This is a genomic window from Caballeronia sp. LjRoot29, assembly GCF_964252755.1.
Classification (GTDB): Bacteria; Pseudomonadota; Gammaproteobacteria; order Burkholderiales; family Burkholderiaceae; genus Caballeronia.
The window spans coordinates 1-16,649 of the sequence record NZ_CAXUPU020000050.1 but is presented as its reverse complement, the minus strand read 5'-3'; the positions used below and the strand labels follow the sequence as shown (position 1 = coordinate 16,649).

General features: G+C 58.2%; 16 protein-coding genes. 6 read left to right on the top strand and 10 right to left on the bottom strand.

Annotated features, from left to right (window positions below):
* Positions 1-44: 44 nt before the first annotated feature.
* The gene (locus ACSQ83_RS33185; RefSeq protein ID WP_436231022.1) at positions 45-1,631 is read left to right on the top strand and encodes a Na+/H+ antiporter; all 1,587 of its coding nucleotides are present in this window, start codon (positions 45-47) and stop codon (positions 1,629-1,631) included.
* A gap of 21 nt (positions 1,632-1,652) precedes the next feature.
* On the top strand, positions 1,653-2,285 hold the full coding sequence (locus ACSQ83_RS33180; RefSeq protein WP_436231021.1) for a histidine phosphatase family protein: 633 nt from the start codon (positions 1,653-1,655) through the stop codon (positions 2,283-2,285).
* A gap of 11 nt (positions 2,286-2,296) precedes the next feature.
* Here the strand turns inward: ACSQ83_RS33180 and ACSQ83_RS33175 are convergent, their stop codons facing one another.
* Positions 2,297-3,118: a MipA/OmpV family protein gene (locus tag ACSQ83_RS33175; protein ID WP_414968893.1), complete on the bottom strand. Its 822-nt coding sequence runs from the start codon at positions 3,116-3,118 to the stop codon at positions 2,297-2,299.
* A gap of 57 nt (positions 3,119-3,175) precedes the next feature.
* Positions 3,176-4,264 (bottom strand): BamA/TamA family outer membrane protein, encoded by a 1,089-nt coding sequence (locus ACSQ83_RS33170; protein WP_436231020.1) that lies wholly within the window; start codon positions 4,262-4,264, stop codon positions 3,176-3,178.
* A gap of 805 nt (positions 4,265-5,069) precedes the next feature.
* Between ACSQ83_RS33170 and ACSQ83_RS33165 the strand changes: the two genes are divergently transcribed.
* From ACSQ83_RS33165 to ACSQ83_RS33155, 3 genes are all read left to right on the top strand, one after another.
* A complete protein-coding gene (locus ACSQ83_RS33165; protein WP_436231019.1) occupies positions 5,070-5,810 on the top strand; it encodes an ATP-binding cassette domain-containing protein in 741 nt (246 codons plus the stop codon).
* Positions 5,811-5,851: 41 nt separating this feature from the next.
* Positions 5,852-6,877, top strand: a complete 1,026-nt coding sequence (locus ACSQ83_RS33160; RefSeq protein ID WP_414968896.1) for an ABC transporter permease — start codon at positions 5,852-5,854, stop codon at positions 6,875-6,877.
* Positions 6,878-7,151: 274 nt separating this feature from the next.
* Positions 7,152-8,144 carry a sugar-binding protein gene (locus ACSQ83_RS33155; RefSeq protein ID WP_414949827.1) on the top strand — a complete coding sequence of 331 codons (993 nt, stop codon included), beginning with the start codon at positions 7,152-7,154 and terminating at the stop codon, positions 8,142-8,144.
* Positions 8,145-8,183: 39 nt separating this feature from the next.
* Here the strand turns inward: ACSQ83_RS33155 and ACSQ83_RS33150 are convergent, their stop codons facing one another.
* The 8 genes from ACSQ83_RS33150 to ACSQ83_RS33115 all read right to left on the bottom strand — a co-directional run bounded on the left by ACSQ83_RS33150 (position 8,184) and on the right by ACSQ83_RS33115 (position 14,804).
* Positions 8,184-8,630, bottom strand: a complete 447-nt coding sequence (locus ACSQ83_RS33150; protein WP_414968897.1) for a thioredoxin family protein — start codon at positions 8,628-8,630, stop codon at positions 8,184-8,186.
* A gap of 108 nt (positions 8,631-8,738) precedes the next feature.
* Positions 8,739-9,002: a DUF2934 domain-containing protein gene (locus ACSQ83_RS33145; RefSeq protein WP_414968898.1), complete on the bottom strand. Its 264-nt coding sequence runs from the start codon at positions 9,000-9,002 to the stop codon at positions 8,739-8,741.
* A gap of 39 nt (positions 9,003-9,041) precedes the next feature.
* Positions 9,042-9,311 (bottom strand): hypothetical protein, encoded by a 270-nt coding sequence (locus ACSQ83_RS33140; protein ID WP_414949823.1) that lies wholly within the window; start codon positions 9,309-9,311, stop codon positions 9,042-9,044.
* Between the two features lie 432 nt (positions 9,312-9,743).
* Positions 9,744-9,902 (bottom strand): hypothetical protein, encoded by a 159-nt coding sequence (locus ACSQ83_RS33135; protein WP_414968900.1) that lies wholly within the window; start codon positions 9,900-9,902, stop codon positions 9,744-9,746.
* 972 nt (positions 9,903-10,874) lie between these two features.
* Positions 10,875-12,428 (bottom strand): methyl-accepting chemotaxis protein, encoded by a 1,554-nt coding sequence (locus tag ACSQ83_RS33130; RefSeq protein ID WP_414970320.1) that lies wholly within the window; start codon positions 12,426-12,428, stop codon positions 10,875-10,877.
* A gap of 154 nt (positions 12,429-12,582) precedes the next feature.
* Entirely contained in the window at positions 12,583-13,098 is a 516-nt protein-coding gene (locus ACSQ83_RS33125; protein WP_436231018.1) for a GNAT family N-acetyltransferase, read from the bottom strand.
* Positions 13,095-14,303 (bottom strand): amidohydrolase family protein, encoded by a 1,209-nt coding sequence (locus tag ACSQ83_RS33120; protein ID WP_414949820.1) that lies wholly within the window; start codon positions 14,301-14,303, stop codon positions 13,095-13,097. The genes ACSQ83_RS33125 and ACSQ83_RS33120 overlap by 4 nt, the downstream gene beginning before the upstream one ends.
* A gap of 9 nt (positions 14,304-14,312) precedes the next feature.
* Complete coding sequence (locus tag ACSQ83_RS33115) at positions 14,313-14,804, bottom strand: RidA family protein (protein ID WP_414949818.1); 492 nt, start codon at positions 14,802-14,804, stop codon at positions 14,313-14,315.
* Positions 14,805-15,086: 282 nt separating this feature from the next.
* Between ACSQ83_RS33115 and ACSQ83_RS33110 the strand changes: the two genes are divergently transcribed.
* Positions 15,087-16,580: an MDR family MFS transporter gene (locus ACSQ83_RS33110; protein WP_414970318.1), complete on the top strand. Its 1,494-nt coding sequence runs from the start codon at positions 15,087-15,089 to the stop codon at positions 16,578-16,580.
* Positions 16,581-16,649: the final 69 nt, after the last annotated feature.

Below are 16,649 nucleotides of genomic sequence, written 5' to 3'. Positions count from 1 at the left end.
CGTCAGGTAAGCTTCGATTACTTGACGCTCCGCCACGCAAATCCATGTCCTCCGTCTCCGCTTTCAAGCTTATCCTGCTCTCGCTAATCGTGATGATTGGCTTGCAGCTGCTAGCCAAGCGCCTTAAGTTGCCGCCCGCTGCCGCGCTATTGGTTGGCGGCATTGCCATGGCTTTCGTGCCAGGTCTCCCTCCCGTTCACCTGGACCCGGACCTGATGATTGTCGTATTCCTGCCGCCGCTCCTCATGGACGGCGCCTACTTCACCGTTTGGGAACAACTCAAACGCAATCTCGGCGCCATCCTGCTACTCGCTATTGGCGCGGTTGCGTTCACCACGCTGGTGGTCGGCGTGGTGGCACATTGGGTCGTTCCCGGCCTGCCTTGGGCGGTCTGCTTCGCGCTCGGCGCTATTGTGTCGCCGCCCGATGCCATCGCCGCGAAGGCTGTGCTCGAACGCGTCGCGCTGCCCGCCAGGCTGATGGCAATCCTCGAAGGAGAAAGCTTGCTCAACGATGCGGCCGGCCTCGTGCTGGTTCGCTTCGCCGTGGCGGCAGCACTCACGGGAACATTCAGCATTGGACATGCCGCTGCAAGCTTTGCCCTGCTCGGCCTGGGCGGCGTGGTGGTCGGCGCCGTAGTTGGCTACGTGATCGTGCAGATCATCCGCTGCCTCGCTGACGACTATCTCATCATCACCGTCAGCGTATTGATGGGATGGATCAGCTACATTGCCGGCGAAATGCTTGGCGTCTCGGGCGTCATTGCGACGGTGACGGCAGGCTTGACGCTGGGCTGGTATCAACACGAAATCTTGAGCGCCAACGTCCGCATGCGCGGCACCGCGTTCTGGCAAGTCATTATTTTCCTTCTCGAAGCGCTCGTATTCATCCTGATCGGGCTCTCGCTTCGCGGAGTCGTCACGCGGTCAGGGGGCGCCGACGATGCGCTCACGACGCTCGCGCCAGCCGTGGCGGCGGTGCTTAGCGCGGTGGTTTTATCGCGCTTCGTGTGGGTCTTCGCTACCGAGTTTCTGAATAGCTTGTGGCAGCGCACGAGCGGCCGCAAGAACGTGACCCTGGATTGGCGAACCGCGACCATAACGAGTTGGGCAGGCATGCGCGGCGTGGTCACCCTCGCGGTTGCGCTGTCGCTTCCGGAAACCTTGCCCGGACGGGACTTGATCCTGGTCGCGTCGTTTGCCGTCATCCTGGTGACCGTGTTGCTGCAAGGCACGACCATTGGCCTTCTTATCGAATGGATCAATCCTGATCGCAGCGCGGATGCCGGTGATCAACATCTGAGCGAGCCGCAAGCATGGGCAAGACTGGAGGCGGCGCAACTTGCAGCGATTGAACCGCTTGTGCGCGACAGCGAGGGGAACGTGATCCATCCACGCCTGCTCGAGCAATACACCTACCGTGCGACGCTCACCAAAACGTATGGAGACCGGACAGACTTTCCGCATGAGCAGCGCGTCACGCATTACGATGTTGTCCTGGCCGCTATCGCTGCAGGGCGCAAGGAGCTGCTGCGCATGCATCGTTCCGGCGCCATCCACGATGAGATGCTCCACATACTCGAACACGACCTGGACTTGCAAGAGGTGTCTGCGCGGCACGCACGCGGCTGAGAGAGTGGAAGAAAGCCTGGATTGGTACAATCGCGTCAAGCTCCTCGTCCCCCTTTCCTTCTTCACTCCATGTCCGAAACAAACTGGTTGTCCGAACCCAGCACCGCGTCCAAACGTATTATCTTCGCGCGCCATGGTGAATATCCGTGCAACGTCCGCGGCGTTTGCAACAGTAATCCCCGCACCAGCTTTTATTTGACCGAGAAGGGCGAAGCACAGGCCAAGGACTTGGGCGAACGTCTGAAGGACGAAAAAATCGAGCTGATTGTGACCTCGGAATTCCTGCGTGCGAGGCAAACGGCGTGGTTGGCCAACAAGGTATTGAACGTGCCGCAAGTCGTTAACCGGCTAGCCAACGAAAACCGGGTGGGTGCCCAATTTGAAGGAAAACACGGCGACGATTTCCAGCGATTCATTGCCCATGCGCCGGCTACCGCCGCCACGCCGGACGGCGAACCCTTCACGGGAATGCTTGCGCGTGTCCGGGCACTCATCGCCGACCTGAAACTGAGCAGCCCGCAGACAGTGCTGGTCGTCGCACACGGTTGGACGCTTCAGGCCGTGCGCGTCATCCTGGGTGAAATCAGTCCCGATGACGGCGCCCGATGTGTGGACATGCCGTCCAATTGCGAAATTGTTGAAGGATGGTTTTAGTCTCCGGCAAGTCACTTGAATGCGTAGGCCACGCCAACACCATAAGTAATTTGATTCCGGTTGCCGCGCTGCGTGACGATCGGGCTGTCAGCCGCCGAGCCTGATATCCGCTGGTAATAAATCATCGCTCCGCCGAACCAGTGTTTGTCGATCTGGTAGATCGCAGCGAGCCATCCGGTCATCTGTTCAAGTCCGCCGGAAGGGCTGAACGCAGGCAGGCCGCTGCGCGCGGAATCCTCGTCCGTGACGCCGAAGTACACCTGATTAAATCCCTGGCTCACCCAGCTCGCGCCCACGCCGGTGCCTAGAAAAATGCGCCGCTGCACGGGAAACCAGAAACTGCCGTTCATCGATACCCGGGCTCCCGTGTACACAATTCCCGCATTGGTCATGACCGTCACAGAACCTCGAAGGCGATACGGGAAAGCGCCTTGGTGATCGTATTCGTAGCCAACAAAGCCACCCGCTTCCGCGGTGGTATGCACGTCGTGGACCTGGGAGACGACCGGATCGTCAACATGACTTCGTCCCAGACGAAGTTCTATGGCCGGACCGTATTGCAGTCCTGTCACTCCACCAAGATCGAACTGGGCATAAGGTCCGTATAGCTCGAACAGACGCCCGCCATCGGTGACATAACGCACTCCCGGCACAGCGCCGACAAAGCGGTCCTTAGCGCCCGCATAGTCTGTCGTAGACCCAAGGCCACCGCCAACCATGCTTGGCAGTTCGCCCGGAACGTCGAAGGCCGCTGCCCGGCTTTCCTGGGTGATCAAACAGCACGTTGCGAGCAAAACGACGCGCAGGCATGCGTGGATCGAGTGGTTTTTCATTAGCCAGCCATTGGGACGAGGGTGCCGTGAATGCGGGTTCAATTCCAGGTTTGAGCGTCAGCGCCAGGCACTGCCGACTTGAACATAGAACGCGTTTTGGCCGGGGCCACGTGCAATATCGATACCCATCGTCAAACCGAGCTTGCGCGCGATCAGGTAGCGAAAACCTGTGCCGAAACCGTAGGCTGCCGGCGCATCCGACAATGAGTGAAGGTTGCCGTAAGCTTTGCCGGCGCCTCCAAAACCAAGCACGTACCAGCGCGGCGCCAAATTCCACCTGAGCTCGACCTCGCCTGTCAGTTGATTCCGGTCTTGATACTTCGCGTCGGACACGCCTCGTAGCGAGACATAGGGCTGCGCAAAGAACGGGATATCGCCCTGTGAGAATCCCGTGTCAGCGCGCAGCCCAAGCACCCACGATGAACCGAGCGGTATCCAGTGGTAGCCCCTCGCGGTTTCCATCTGGAAATTTGACGTGCTGCCTAGCCCACCTCGGGCGATTTCCGCCTCAAGCTCCGCGTAGGTTCCTTTGCCCGGGAAAAAGAAATTGTCGCGAGTGTCGTAGTCAATGACGACACCGCCCTTGGCGACTCGCTGCTCGTTCTTGAAACTGGTCAGCCCGCTCGGCAGAGTGGCGTCGAACCGCGTGTTGGAATCTAGGAACGTGTAGCGAGGGCCGACGTACCACGGACTATTGCCCAAGCGAAACAAGAGCTGCTGAACAATGGCCACACCACTTAGCTGATACGCATGCGATCCGCCTTCTGAACCGTAGTAATTCAGATGCAGGTTGATTTTGCCGACAATGCCGAGATAGCGAATCCGGTCCTCGTCCCAAGTGTGAAAATGCATCAGCCCGACACCCCAGCTACGCGTGCCTGTGGCGAAGCCGCCCACGCCCGTGATGTTGGGAGGCGCTGCGCTCTTGACCTCGCCCTGAAGCAGATCGGGATCGTGCTTGGGCATGGTGAAGTAAAGCAGGCCCAGGCCGAGGCCGTAGCCAACTGCGGGTTCCGTGACAATAGTGGGCACCGGCAAGACTCCTCGATGCGACAGCAGCATGTCGCTCAAGTCGAACTTGCCGTCTTCAGCGTCCGTGAATTTGCCTTCGGCACTTGCAACACCGGTAAGAGACGCAGTGAGCACAACGCAGCTTAGTAACAGTGGCGGGCCTACCCTTCGTCGCAATTCAAGTGCAGCACCTAAGTCTCGCTTGCATAATTTCATCAACAAGAATCCTGTCATGCAAGGTTTAGCTCATCCGCCGTCAATAATTTAGCAACTCGAAGCGTTTGGGTGCCGTGGTTCGAATACGGATTCTTAAAGAGTGAAAACAAGCTCGACCGATATCAGAAACTCGAACGGAACGCAATCGTGGGTAAGCCAGCCTGGTCCCCGAGGGGTATCGGCGCTTTGCCCGGATGAAGCGAGGTCGGACACATGCATGCACTTTCCACGGTATCGGTTGCGCACCAGCCCCTCAACTTAACGCCCAACCCGACAATCACTTCGACGCTATTATTTGAGTAGGTTTCCTTAGTAAGATCACTCAAACACAACGAAGTCGAATGCTGACGTTTCGGTATCGCCAAATGCCCGCATTCAATTTTCCTTCAGCGGCCTCGCAGGAACCCGACGGCGCAATCCGTTCGCAGGCGAATCAGGCGACTATTTCTGCACCTCGAAGAAACGCTCCGGACGCTTTCTTTACTGCACTGCAGCACGCACGGTATGAGGCGCTATTAACCAAGCAGCGCGCGTTTTCCCTAAGACACCTTACAGATCCATCAACACATTCGACCCGCAAAGCAATCACTCATCCGATGATGAATCGGATAATCGAACGAGCCTTGCTAAAAGGAACCGTTGTGCTATAAAAATTTAACTAGCATGTCTATCGGTCGCCCGGCCGAAGAAATGGGTGACACCACTGGAGCGAGTGCGACAGTCCATGAGTCTTTTAGAACTCAGAGGTGTTTCCAAACACTTCGGCGCCATTCACGCCCTGACCGACGTGACGTTCAGTCTTGAGCCGGGCCAGGTCGTCGGCCTGATGGGAGACAACGGGGCCGGAAAATCGACGCTGGTGAAAGTCATCGCCGGCAACTTTCCGCCCTCCCACGGCGAAATTCTCATCAGTGGTAAACCAGTGCATTTCGGCAAGCCGGTCGATGCCCGCGCTCAGGGGATCGAAGTCGTCTATCAGGAACTCGCCCTCTGCAATAACCTAACGGCAGCTGCCAATGTCTTCCTTGGTCGCGAGCCACGGATCGGTTTCGGACCTATCCGTATTCTCGATCACGCGACCATGTACAGGCGCGCCGGCGAACTCTTCAAAGAACTGAAATCCGAGACGCGCCCGCGAGACCTCGTCAGGCAGATGTCAGGCGGTCAACGACAGGCCGTGGCGATCGCTCGCACGCGCCTCTCCGACGCGCGGCTCGTGATCATGGACGAGCCCACGGCAGCGATCAGCGTCCGGCAGGTGGCGGAGGTGCTTAGCCTTATCAGGCGTCTGTCCGAGCATGGCATCGCGGTCATTCTTGTTAGTCACCGGATGCCCGATGTTTTCGATGTCGCCCACCGCGTGGTCGTCATGCGGCGTGGGCGCAAGGTCGCGGACAAGAAGATCGAAGCGTCCTCTGCGGAAGAAGTGACTGGCCTCATTACCGGAGCCATCTCCACCGCCTGAATCTGCCTTGCGCAGCTATGCGTGGGGAAAGGAGACCCGAATTGAACGATGCGCCGGAAAGGCCCGCTTCAACGCCGATACTGCTTGATGATCCGCAATCCGCGAGGACTCATACTCGCTGGACGGGGCTGCTCGCGAGTCAGGTGTTCTGGGTGGTGCTTGCAACGATCATCGCCTGCATCCTGCTCTCGTTCGTGACCTCGACGTTTGCAACGCAGCAGAATCTTTTCAACGTTACGCGCAACTTCGCCTTCGTCGCCATCGTGGCGCTTGGAATGATGGCGGTGATCGTCACGGGCGGTATCGATATTTCGGTAGGCTCGACGATTGGCTTGAGCGGCATCGTCCTCTCGGTGACCATGAACGCCGGCTATCCGATCTGGGTGGGCATCGGCATGGGGCTCCTGACCGCGGGGATCGTCGGCCTCGTGAACGGCCTGCTTATCGCCTACCTGGACATGCAGCCCTTCGTCGTGACGCTCGGCATGCTGAGCGTTGGCCGCAGCCTCGCGCTGGTGTTCTCTGGCAGCCGAACCATTTTCGATTTCGGTCCCGACGGCGCCAAACTCCTTGCGCTCGGCGGCGGCAAGACCCTCGGCATTGCTAACCCGGTGTGGTTCCTGATCGTGCTCGCCGTGCTTTTCTGGTTTGCGTTTGCGTGCACGCGCTGGGGCCGCTACGTCTTCGCCGTCGGCGGCAACCGCCATGCGGCGAATCTCACCGGTGTTCCGGTGCGCCGCATCATTTGCTCCGTCTATGTGCTCGCCGGCCTCATGGCGGGCGTTGCGGCAATCCTCGAAGTCGGCTGGCTCGGCGCGGTGACCACAGGCCTTGGCACAGGCGACGAATTGCGCGTGATTGCGGCAACGGTGATCGGCGGCACCAATCTCATGGGCGGTATCGGCAGTGCCTTCGGGACTGTCGTGGGCGCGGCACTTATCGAAGTCATCCGCAACAGCCTGATCCTGCTGGGCGTGGACTCGTTCTGGCAGGGAACGGTCGTGGGTGCTTTCATCATCATCGCGGTGCTGTTTAACCGGCTCGGCGGTGAGCGGCAAGGCGATTGAAATGTCTTCGGACGCAGCGGCCGAATCATGCGAGTTGGCCGCTGCCTGGGGCGCGACCGGACGAGACGCGGAACTGCCGGACGCGAGAGTTCGTTAAGAAACGCAAGGTTCCGCGGGAGCGGTCAAAACTCGATTACGGCGCTCCGTTGCGGCTATTACGACAATTGTGCGAGCAAACGCGGCACCGCAAAGCCGGCGCCAATAACTTTGTATAAGACCGGAATAAGCGCCATGGAACCGGTAAGCGCTAACGCCAGTCGACATGGAGGCAATAATGAAAAAAGCTTGGATGTGTCTCGCTGCGATCGGAGGGCTCGCCATGCTGGCTACCTCCGCCTATGCAGCCGATAAAACTCTGGCGCTAGTGGTAAAGGGTCTGGACAACCCCTACTTCGACCTGATGCATCAAGGTTGCGAGCGGGCGAACAAGGAGCTCAAAGCCCAAGGCTACACCTGCTATTACACCGGCCCCGCGACGGCTGCTGACGAAACCGCGGAAGTGCAGATCATCGACGACTTGCTGACCAAGGGCGTGGCGGGAATGGCAATCTCTCCAGCGAACGCGCCGGCCGTAGCTGAAGAGTTGCGCCGCCGCAATGTGACGATTCCAGTGATCACCGCCGATGCCGATTTACTGCCGAAAGATGCTTCGCTGCGCAAGAGCTATGTGGGCACTGACAATTACGAGTTGGGCGTCAGGCTCGGCGAGCAGTTGAAGTTGCTCATGCCAAAGGGCGGCAATCTCTGCCTCGTGATGGGCAATCCGGCAGCCGAGAATATCAACCAGCGCGCCCAGGGCACGCGCGACGCGCTCTCCGGTAAGAAGGGAATACAAAAGCTTGCTGGAGAAAATGGCTGGAAAGAGATCAGCGCCTGTCCGCTTTACGTGAACGACGACGCAGCCAAGGCGAATCAGATGATGCAGGACACGCTGACCGCCAACGCGACCGGTCTCGATGCCTTCGTGCTCGAAGGCGGCTGGCCGCTCTTTGCACCGCAGGCCTATTCGCAAGTTGTCACGCCGATCATGGATAAGATCCAGAGCGGCAAGTTCGTCATCGTCTCAGCCGATACGCTCGGGCCTGAACTGCAGGCCCTCAAGGAACACAAGGTCAATGTCCTCGTCGGACAGCGGCCTGAGGAAATGGGCTATCAGGCAGCGATGATCATGCGCGACCTTGCAGAAGGAAAGACGGTGAAGCCGGTCATTCACACCGGTCTTGACACCTGCACGTGGAAAAACGCCGACACCTGCCTTAAGCATTAAAGGTGGTGTTTGATATTCAGCAATTCAAGACGCGGCTTCTCAAGGCAGTGGTCTCTGCGCCTTCATCATCTCTAGATGAGGGCGCAGCCACAGCTCCAGTTGATCAGCACTCATGGCACCATCGTGACGATCTGCTTCTTGGCCGTTGCAAAAGAGGACGATAGTTGGGACGCTGCGGATTTGGTAGCGCTCTGCAAGGCGAGATTCATCTGCCGCTTCCACCTTCGCGAACAACGCCTGCCCTCCGAACCTGCGCGCGCCAGCGCCAAAGTAGGATGTCATCACCTTGGACACGCTGCACCATCGCGCCCAAAAAATAACGACGACCGGCAACCCATTCCCAGCGATAAATTGGTCGAAGTCAGCGTGCCGAAGTGTCACCGGTGTCCGGCTGAGCAACGGCTGCGCGTCTGCCCCGAGTGCGAGGGCGTTGCTGACCGGCCGACTGGACACCGTTTGATTTGATGCGAAGCTGTGGCTAGACATAGCAACTCCTGAGTCGACTGCGCGGGCTTACCTTTGCGCTTGCAAAAATTAGTGTGTGCCTAGATCCGCCTCCGCGCCACATCGATCAGTGATTTCATTGATTCAAAGCTAAGTAGCTTCGAATTCAGGCTTAAGCACGCCGTCCTTTTCGCAATTCCCATGCCTCGACACAGTATCAAGTTCGCTCCAACCGGCGACACGTTCACTCCCCATTTTCGCAGCCTCCGTCTCCGCTTCGCGTTCAACGAGTTGTCGTGCTTGCCTCCAGTATTCGTCAGCGCAACCTTCCAGGCTGCCATCCTGCTTCCAAAGTTCATTGGCACGCGTGCGAATACGCTGCGCCAGCTTAAGCGCTTCCAAGTGAAACCTCACTTTTTGATGAAGGGTCCTACTGATGTCCCTTGGGCAGGATCATTTACCTGCAGTGAGCGGTTTTTCGCGTTGCTCCAGCCTCTCGGACAGGCGCGCCAATCTTTCCAATAAGACAGCAGCGTGCTTGATCGTTGGAACGGTCGTCTCCGAAGAAGCCACCAGACCATGGATACGTTCCCGCCAGTAATCAGGCCGGGTGACCGGGTTTCGTTCTGCAATCCCTCGTTCGCCCGGTGCCTGGCGTTCAAGTTGGCCAATTATTCTTTCAATGTGAGAAAGATCCTGTTGACGACGGTCATCGACGCTCATGAATGTCACCTCTCAGTTCTTGTTTTCAACTGCGACACTATGCACTGCTGCCCTATTCACGATGGGCCACGCTCCGGGAAGCTACTGCCCGTCGTGACACGGAGCGACGCAGCACTCACCCATGTCAGGGCGTTCAAACGACTAATGATTTCCGTCAGTTCAGCTAGCGAAATGGAAGCAAACGTAACCGTCATTTCTTCCAGGCCCTTGTTCTTTTTGCAGTGCACGCTCGTCCGCTGTGCTTGCGCCGCGCTTGGTCCGAACGCCTGCCACACGGACACGACTCTCAGTTGGCCCGTCGCAGCCCGCACGGTAATACTCGGCGATGCATCGCAAGACGGGGACTCATAGGGACTTGTCATTAACATCAATACCGACTCAACAAAGGGTAATTGGAGCTCCCTGGCGCAAAAGACCACGCGCTTCTCACACTCAATTCCTGCGACGCATAACCTCCCAGCATTGCCGATGATCCATCTGGCGAAGCAACCGCTTGCGCAGGAGCTCCCGGCGATAGTGGGCAACGACCATCATGGCCGCGCCCGCGAGCACTAACAGACCAACGACGCACACCATCCACGCTTCACTCATGGAGAACTCCCTTCGGCCTTCGCGTAACTATTTTTGTGCCACCAGCAACGCTTTCTCGACGGCTTGCCGGGTCGTCTTTGAAGCAGAAATCGTTGCTGCATGAAAGTTGCTTTACGAAAATTCCAGGGCCCGCCGGGTATTTTATTAAGTGTTTCGTATAACGAATTAGTCGCAAGGATGAGCGACCTCATAGCACCGACTGCGGCCTCGGATTCGGCCGGCACATTCCGCCCCAAGGTTCTCGGCCAACGCTTGCAATTGGCGATGTACCTGCGAGCCGTCTTCTAACCCTCTATCGGTAGGACAAGACAAATTATCCACGACACGAATCCGAACTCCATACCGCGCTCGCAATTCCAGACATTTAATCTTCTAGTACGTAATACTGATAATATTAATACTGATCGGATTTTAACCTGCGCGTGCTTTTCCCTTAGTACCAAAGCAACGTGGTACCCATCGTAAAAAGGGCTGCCTTTTACGCTCGGAAACGCCTGAGTAGATTCGACCCCGGGGTCGGGGTATCGAAAATGCGGTTTAAAGGCCGGGAGTTTTTTGCGAAATCGCCTCTCAATGATGCAACGGTCACCGCCAAAATACACCATCGAATCCGCCCGATGTTAATGTTTTGAAAATAAACAGGGCCGGTGCATGATTGGCAAAACGTGCTGACGACGTGTTCGAAACGACGGGGTTACGGACGACGTCGGGGCTTCACTGCAATATGCGTGACATCCGATAACGCGCTGGCAAACAATTGGAGCGCTCCATTCATATGGAGCAGACGATAAGCTCGATAATGGATTTTCGGACGTCAGCGCAGACGCAACTGAAAAAGCTCGAACGTCCGTTTTTATAATTTTATATCGATGCCGCTTTAGTCATTTGATGTGCTTCGAAGGCGGGCGCTTCTGTTGCAAGTGCGCTCTAGAAGCGGCCTCTAAAGCCGGCCTCTAAAGCGCCTGCTCGATTTCACACACTCGCCAAGCGGAACACATTAACGGTGTCGCGCAGCATCTGCGCTTGCTCTTGCATCGACTGAGCCGCTGCCGTCGCTTCCTCGACCATGGCTGCGTTTTGCTGAGTCGTTTCGTCCATTTGAGCAATGGCTATATTCACCTGCTCGATGCCGCGGCTCTGCTCCTCGGACGCCACCGAAATCTCGCCGATGATATCCGTCACGCGCTGCACCGCATGCACCAGCGAGTGCATCGTCGTACCGGCCCGTTCCACCAGCGCCTTGCCGTCATCGACCTTGCCGGTGGACTCTTCGATCAAGCTCTTGATCTCCTTGGCGGCATCCGCGCTGCGGCGCGCCAGATTACGCACCTCGCCTGCCACGACAGCAAAACCGCGCCCTTCCTCGCCCGCACGCGCCGCCTCGACGGCCGCGTTAAGCGCGAGAATGTTTGTCTGGAACGCGATGCCTTCGATCACCGAGATGATGTCGACCACGCGCGTGGAGCTGGCCGCAATACTTTGCATCGTCAAGACGACCTGCTGCACCGCCGTCCCGCCTTCGCTTGCGATCAACGATGCATTCGCCGCCATCTTGTTCGCCTGATGCGCATTCTCTGCGTTCTGCTTAACAGTGGCAGTAAGCTGCTCCATGCTCGCCGCGGTTTCACTGATCGACGACGCCTGCTGCTCAGTGCGTGCAGAGAGATCGTGGTTACCCGCTGCAATCTGCTGAGCGGCAACGGTAATGGTTTCAGTGCCGCCGCGAATCCGACGGACGGTATCGGCGAGCCGTTGCTGCATGCGTTGCATGGCGGACAACATGCTGCTTTCATCCGATGCACCCAGCGTGACATCGTGCGACAGATCGCCGTTCGCAATGCCCTCGGCGACGCTGGTGGCATACGCCGGTTCGCCGCCCAGACTGCGCTTCACATTACGGATGATCAATATCAACGCCGCCGAGCTGACGCCTCCAATCAACAGGATCACGATCAGGTATTGGAGAAGGTTCACCTTGAACGCGTCGTTGATATCGTTCACGTACACACCAGAGATCAGGTACCAGTCCCACGGCGCGAACCGTTTGACGAAGCTGATCTTCGGCACATGTTCCGTTTTACCCGGCAAGCGCGCCATGTAGGGCACGAAGCCCTGTCCGCTGGCCTGGGCGACCTTGACCATCTCGACGAACAAAAGCTTGCCGTCAGTATCCTTGTAGTCGCTTACATCCTTCATGCGCAGATCGGCCAGCGTGGGATGCATGATGACCACGGGACGCGCGGTCGTGATGATCATGTAACCGCTACCCGGAAAGCGCATGGCTGCGAGCTTCGCCTTGGCCTGCTCCTGGGCCTGCTCGAGTGTCAGTTGATGGCTGTCCACTTGCTTCGCGTAGTCCGCAACCACGCCGTAAGCCGACTCGACCACGTTCTGCACACCGGTCTGGCGACCTTCGGTCATGGTTACGCGAGACTGCCACGCGGCCCATCCACCGAGGAACAGGAGGCCAAGCCATGTGATGAGCAATGCCAGCGATAATTTGGTGTTCAAACTGAGACGGTCCAATCTACTCTCCGATGCGAGGCACAGTTCACGACTGGCGCATGGGATCGCGCGCCGCTGTGTGCATATCGGCAATTTGGAAGGATTCTGAAGTACGGGATACACCGAGCGGGGTAAAGATGAAGGCGGAATATAGCCGGGCGCGGCGTGCCGTTTATTAAACCTTCACTGAAAATACCAGCGTGTCGCGCCACTCGCCCCTGATCAGCACGTTCTTGCGATAGAGGTCCACCTGTCTCATCCCGAGTTTCTGCAGCACATGAATGGACGCGATATTTTCCGGCCTGCTGGTCGCAAAGATCTCCCGCACGTGGCGCTCGCGCACCAGGTAGTCGACCAACCGTTTCGCTGCTTCAGTGGCGAAGCCTTGATTCCAATAACGAGGATGAAGCGAGTAGCCAATCTCAGCCTCCGACTCATCTTCCGACAAAGTCGCCCGGTAACTGCCGATGAGACTGCCATCGTTAAGAACTGCGGCCAGCTCCACCGTTCTCCTGTCGGGCAGCGAACTCCCCAGCACACAGCCTTCTATAAATTCCCTGGTCTGTTCGATCGTGTTAGGCCCCCATTCCTGATGCAACACGACCTCGAGCAAGCTGGCATAGTCATGCACTGCGTCAAGATCGGACGGCTCGATATCTCTTAGATAAAGGCGATCGGCAATCAGTTTCATATCGATGCAATCCCGTCGCGTGCAACAATCCTGCCGCGCGAAACCACGAGCTTGCGCACTGGTCGCGAAACAACCGCTTCAGCCACTGTTTCAGCGTCCACCAAAACAAGATCGGCGCGCGCGCCTTCGTGCAGTCCATAGTCCTTGAACCCGCACGCCCACGCACCCAATGTGCTGACGCAGTCGAACGCAAGTGCAAGGTCTTCATCGCGGCGAAGGTCATAGCGCATGCCGACGAACATGGCGCGCTCGAGCATGTCGGGTTTACCGAATGGCGTCCACGTATCGCGTATTCCGTCGTTGCCGGCAAATAGCGTCACGCCTGCTTCGATGCAAGCGCGCATCGGAGGAACGGGCACAGATGGGGGCGCCGTAGTCAACAGCGCAACATCGAGATCCGCGATCCTTGCCAACAACGTATTGCGCTCGCGATCAGGAAGCTGACCTAAGCAAAACGCGTGACTCACGACAACACGCCCCTGCATGCCCAACGCCTTCACTCGGTCGAGCAGCAGATTGAAAGTGAACGCGCCTACCTCGCCGGGCTCGTGAAGATGGATATCGACAGGCTTCTGATGACGGTTCGCAATCTCGAACGTGGTATTGAGCGAAGTAACCGGATCCTGGTCGATAAGCGCAGGGTCCAGCGCACCGAGCACGTCGGCACCCGCCTTTAGCGCATCGTTTAGCAACGCGTCGGTCCCCGGACGGCGTAGCATGCCTGACTGCGGGAACGCAACGATTTGTATCTCCATGACATCGGCCAGCGTTTCACGCGTCGCCAGCACGCCGTGCAAATGCCTGAGCCCTGCGTCCGTGTCTATATCCACATGCGTTCTAATGCGCGTTGTTCCCGCCGCAAGAAAAGCCCGCGCAAGCGCTAGAGATTGCGCGCCCGCATCGTGTCCCGAACTCGCGCGCCATGATCGTTCGTTCTCGATCCTGTCGATAAGCCTTGGACCCACTTCGTTGCGATACCACGGCAAGCCCCAGTTGGTTTTGTCGAGATGCGTATGGCCTTCGACAAACCCCGGCAGGACCAGCGCGCCCTGGCCGTTTTCACGCGCGACGCCGGCGCCGCGCGGCAGGTTCGGGCCGATTTCCTCTATCCGTCCGCCGCTGACAGCAATATCTACGGGGGTGCCGTCCGGCAGACGGATATTCGTGATCAACAAGCTAGCGTGCACTGGAACTCCTTGAAACATAAAAGACAATCAGCGGACTTCAAAGATCGCGTCCACTTCCACCGACGCCCCCGCCGGAAGCGTCGCCACGCCGACCGCGGTCCGGGCGTGCCGGCCTCGTTCGCCGAACACCGCGAACATGAGGTCGGAGGCACCGTTGATCACTTTCGGCACGTCAGGATAACCCGGCATGCAATACACAAAGCCGCCCATCCGATGACAACTGACCACGCGGTCAAGGTCGCCATCGAGCGCAAGATGAAGTGCAGCGAGCAGGTTAAGTCCGCAAATTTGCGCCGCCCGCTGCCCTGCTTCAAGGTCCTGCTCCGTGCCGACAGGACCGGCGTATCGAACCTCTCCTTCCCATTCGCAAATCTGCCCCGCGAGGAAGATCAGCGAGCCCGAGCGGGAGAAAGGCTTGAACGCGCCGCGAGGCGCAGGCACTTTCGGCAGGACGAGACCAAGCGCCTCAAGGCGCGCGGCGGCCGAATCCGGGTCACGTGGAACAGGCGTGGAATTCATTGACGGGTCCTTGAATTGAAATAAGCCTTAGCGTCGGATATCCAAGTGTGTCACAACATGCTGAACGAACAAAAGCGCTTGATTGATGAGGCTTTACTTAGCCATTGAACACCGTCGCGCTGCTAAGGGTGGCACCTCAAGAGGAGCCTAAAGGACGATCCACGCTCAGCGAACATTTCCATCAAGGCGCATACTCCTCGATGGTCGCGCTGCCGCGACCCCATCACGCGTCGCGGGGCAAAGATCCTGCGACTTTGTCCGCGCCCCCAATACACAATTTCCATGTCCCGCAGCCCGCAAACGTCGCGTCCGCTTGTCATTGCAGCGGTCATGGCTTCAATGGCAATGGTCGCCATAGAAGCCACCATCGTTTCCACCGCCATGCCGCAGATCGTCTCGCAGCTTGGCGATTTGCATCTCTATAGCTGGGTCTTCTCGTCCTTCCTGCTGACGCAGACCGCCATGACGGTCATCTTCGGCAAACTCGCGGACCTGTATGGCCGCAAGCCCATTGTTCTAATCGGCATCGGCATCTTTCTGGCCGGCTCAATACTTGCCGGTTTCGCCTGGTCGATGCCCGCCATGATCGTGTTCCGGCTGATCCAGGGCGTGGGCGCAGGCGCGATCCAGCCGGTCACGCTGACGATTGTCGCCGACCTCTATCCCGCGCGCGAACGTGGCAAGGTGCAGGGTTATCTGGCGAGCGTCTGGGCCATCTCGGCGGTCGTCGGACCGATGGTCGGCGGCTTGATCATCCGCGATTTTTCGTGGGCCTGGATCTTCTGGATGAACGTGCCCATTGGCCTTGCGTCGGCGGCGGGGTTCATCGCGTTCCTTAAAGAATCGGAGCGGCACTCGCGACCGTCCATCGACTTTGCGGGCGCGGCGCTTTTCATGGTGTCCATTGCTGCACTGATGATGTCGCTGACGTATGCAGGCAATGACGACATCACGAAGGCATTGATCGCGGGCGGATTCTTTATCCTGTGCCTGCTGTTCTTCCTGATGCAGGAGAAACGCGCCACCGAACCCATGATCTCGTTCGCGCTCTGGGGCCGCCGGCCGATAGCCGCGTGTAACGGATCGACCGTCCTGTCCGGCATGATCCTGATGGGTGCAACCACATTCCTGCCGATGTACGTGCAAGGCGTGCTGCATCGTTCGCCGGTGATTGCCGGTCTTGCGTTGACCATGATGATGGTCGGGTGGCCCGTTGGCGCGACGCTGGCGGCGAAGTCGTTTCATCGAATCGGGCTTAGGCGCATCTTGATTGGCGGCAGTGCGTTTATCCCGTTAGGCGCGGTGTTCCTGATCGTGTTGTCGCCGGAAAGCTCTCCGCTGATCGCCGCGTTTGGTTCGCTCATCATGGGCTTTGGCATGGGGACGTCGAGCGTCAGTTCGCTTGTGCTGATCCAGGAGATAGTCGATATTGCGCAGCGCGGGAGCGCGACGGCCTCGAATCTGTTTTCGCGGAATCTCGGCAGCACGATTGGCGCGACTTTGTTCGGCGCTGTGCTCAATTTTGGGCTGGGTCATTCGAATGGCGCGGCCGCGGTTACATCGGACCAGTTAAAGGCGCTGCTGCAAAATCAGGTAATGAGCCTCGGCAGCAGCGATGCAATCCGTCAGGTACTGCATCAGTCGCTTCATCTGACATTTTTATCGATTTTCGTGATCGCGATTTTTGCGGTCGGGTTTCTTCTCTTCGTCCCTGCGATCACGTTGAGCCACGAGAAAAAGATGCCGCTTGAGGTGTTGTCGACGGTTGAAGATTGAGCCGCTGTTGTGGGATTGGTCTGGGATGAGGGTCGGGGTCGGGGTCGGGGTCGGGGTCGGGGTCGGGGT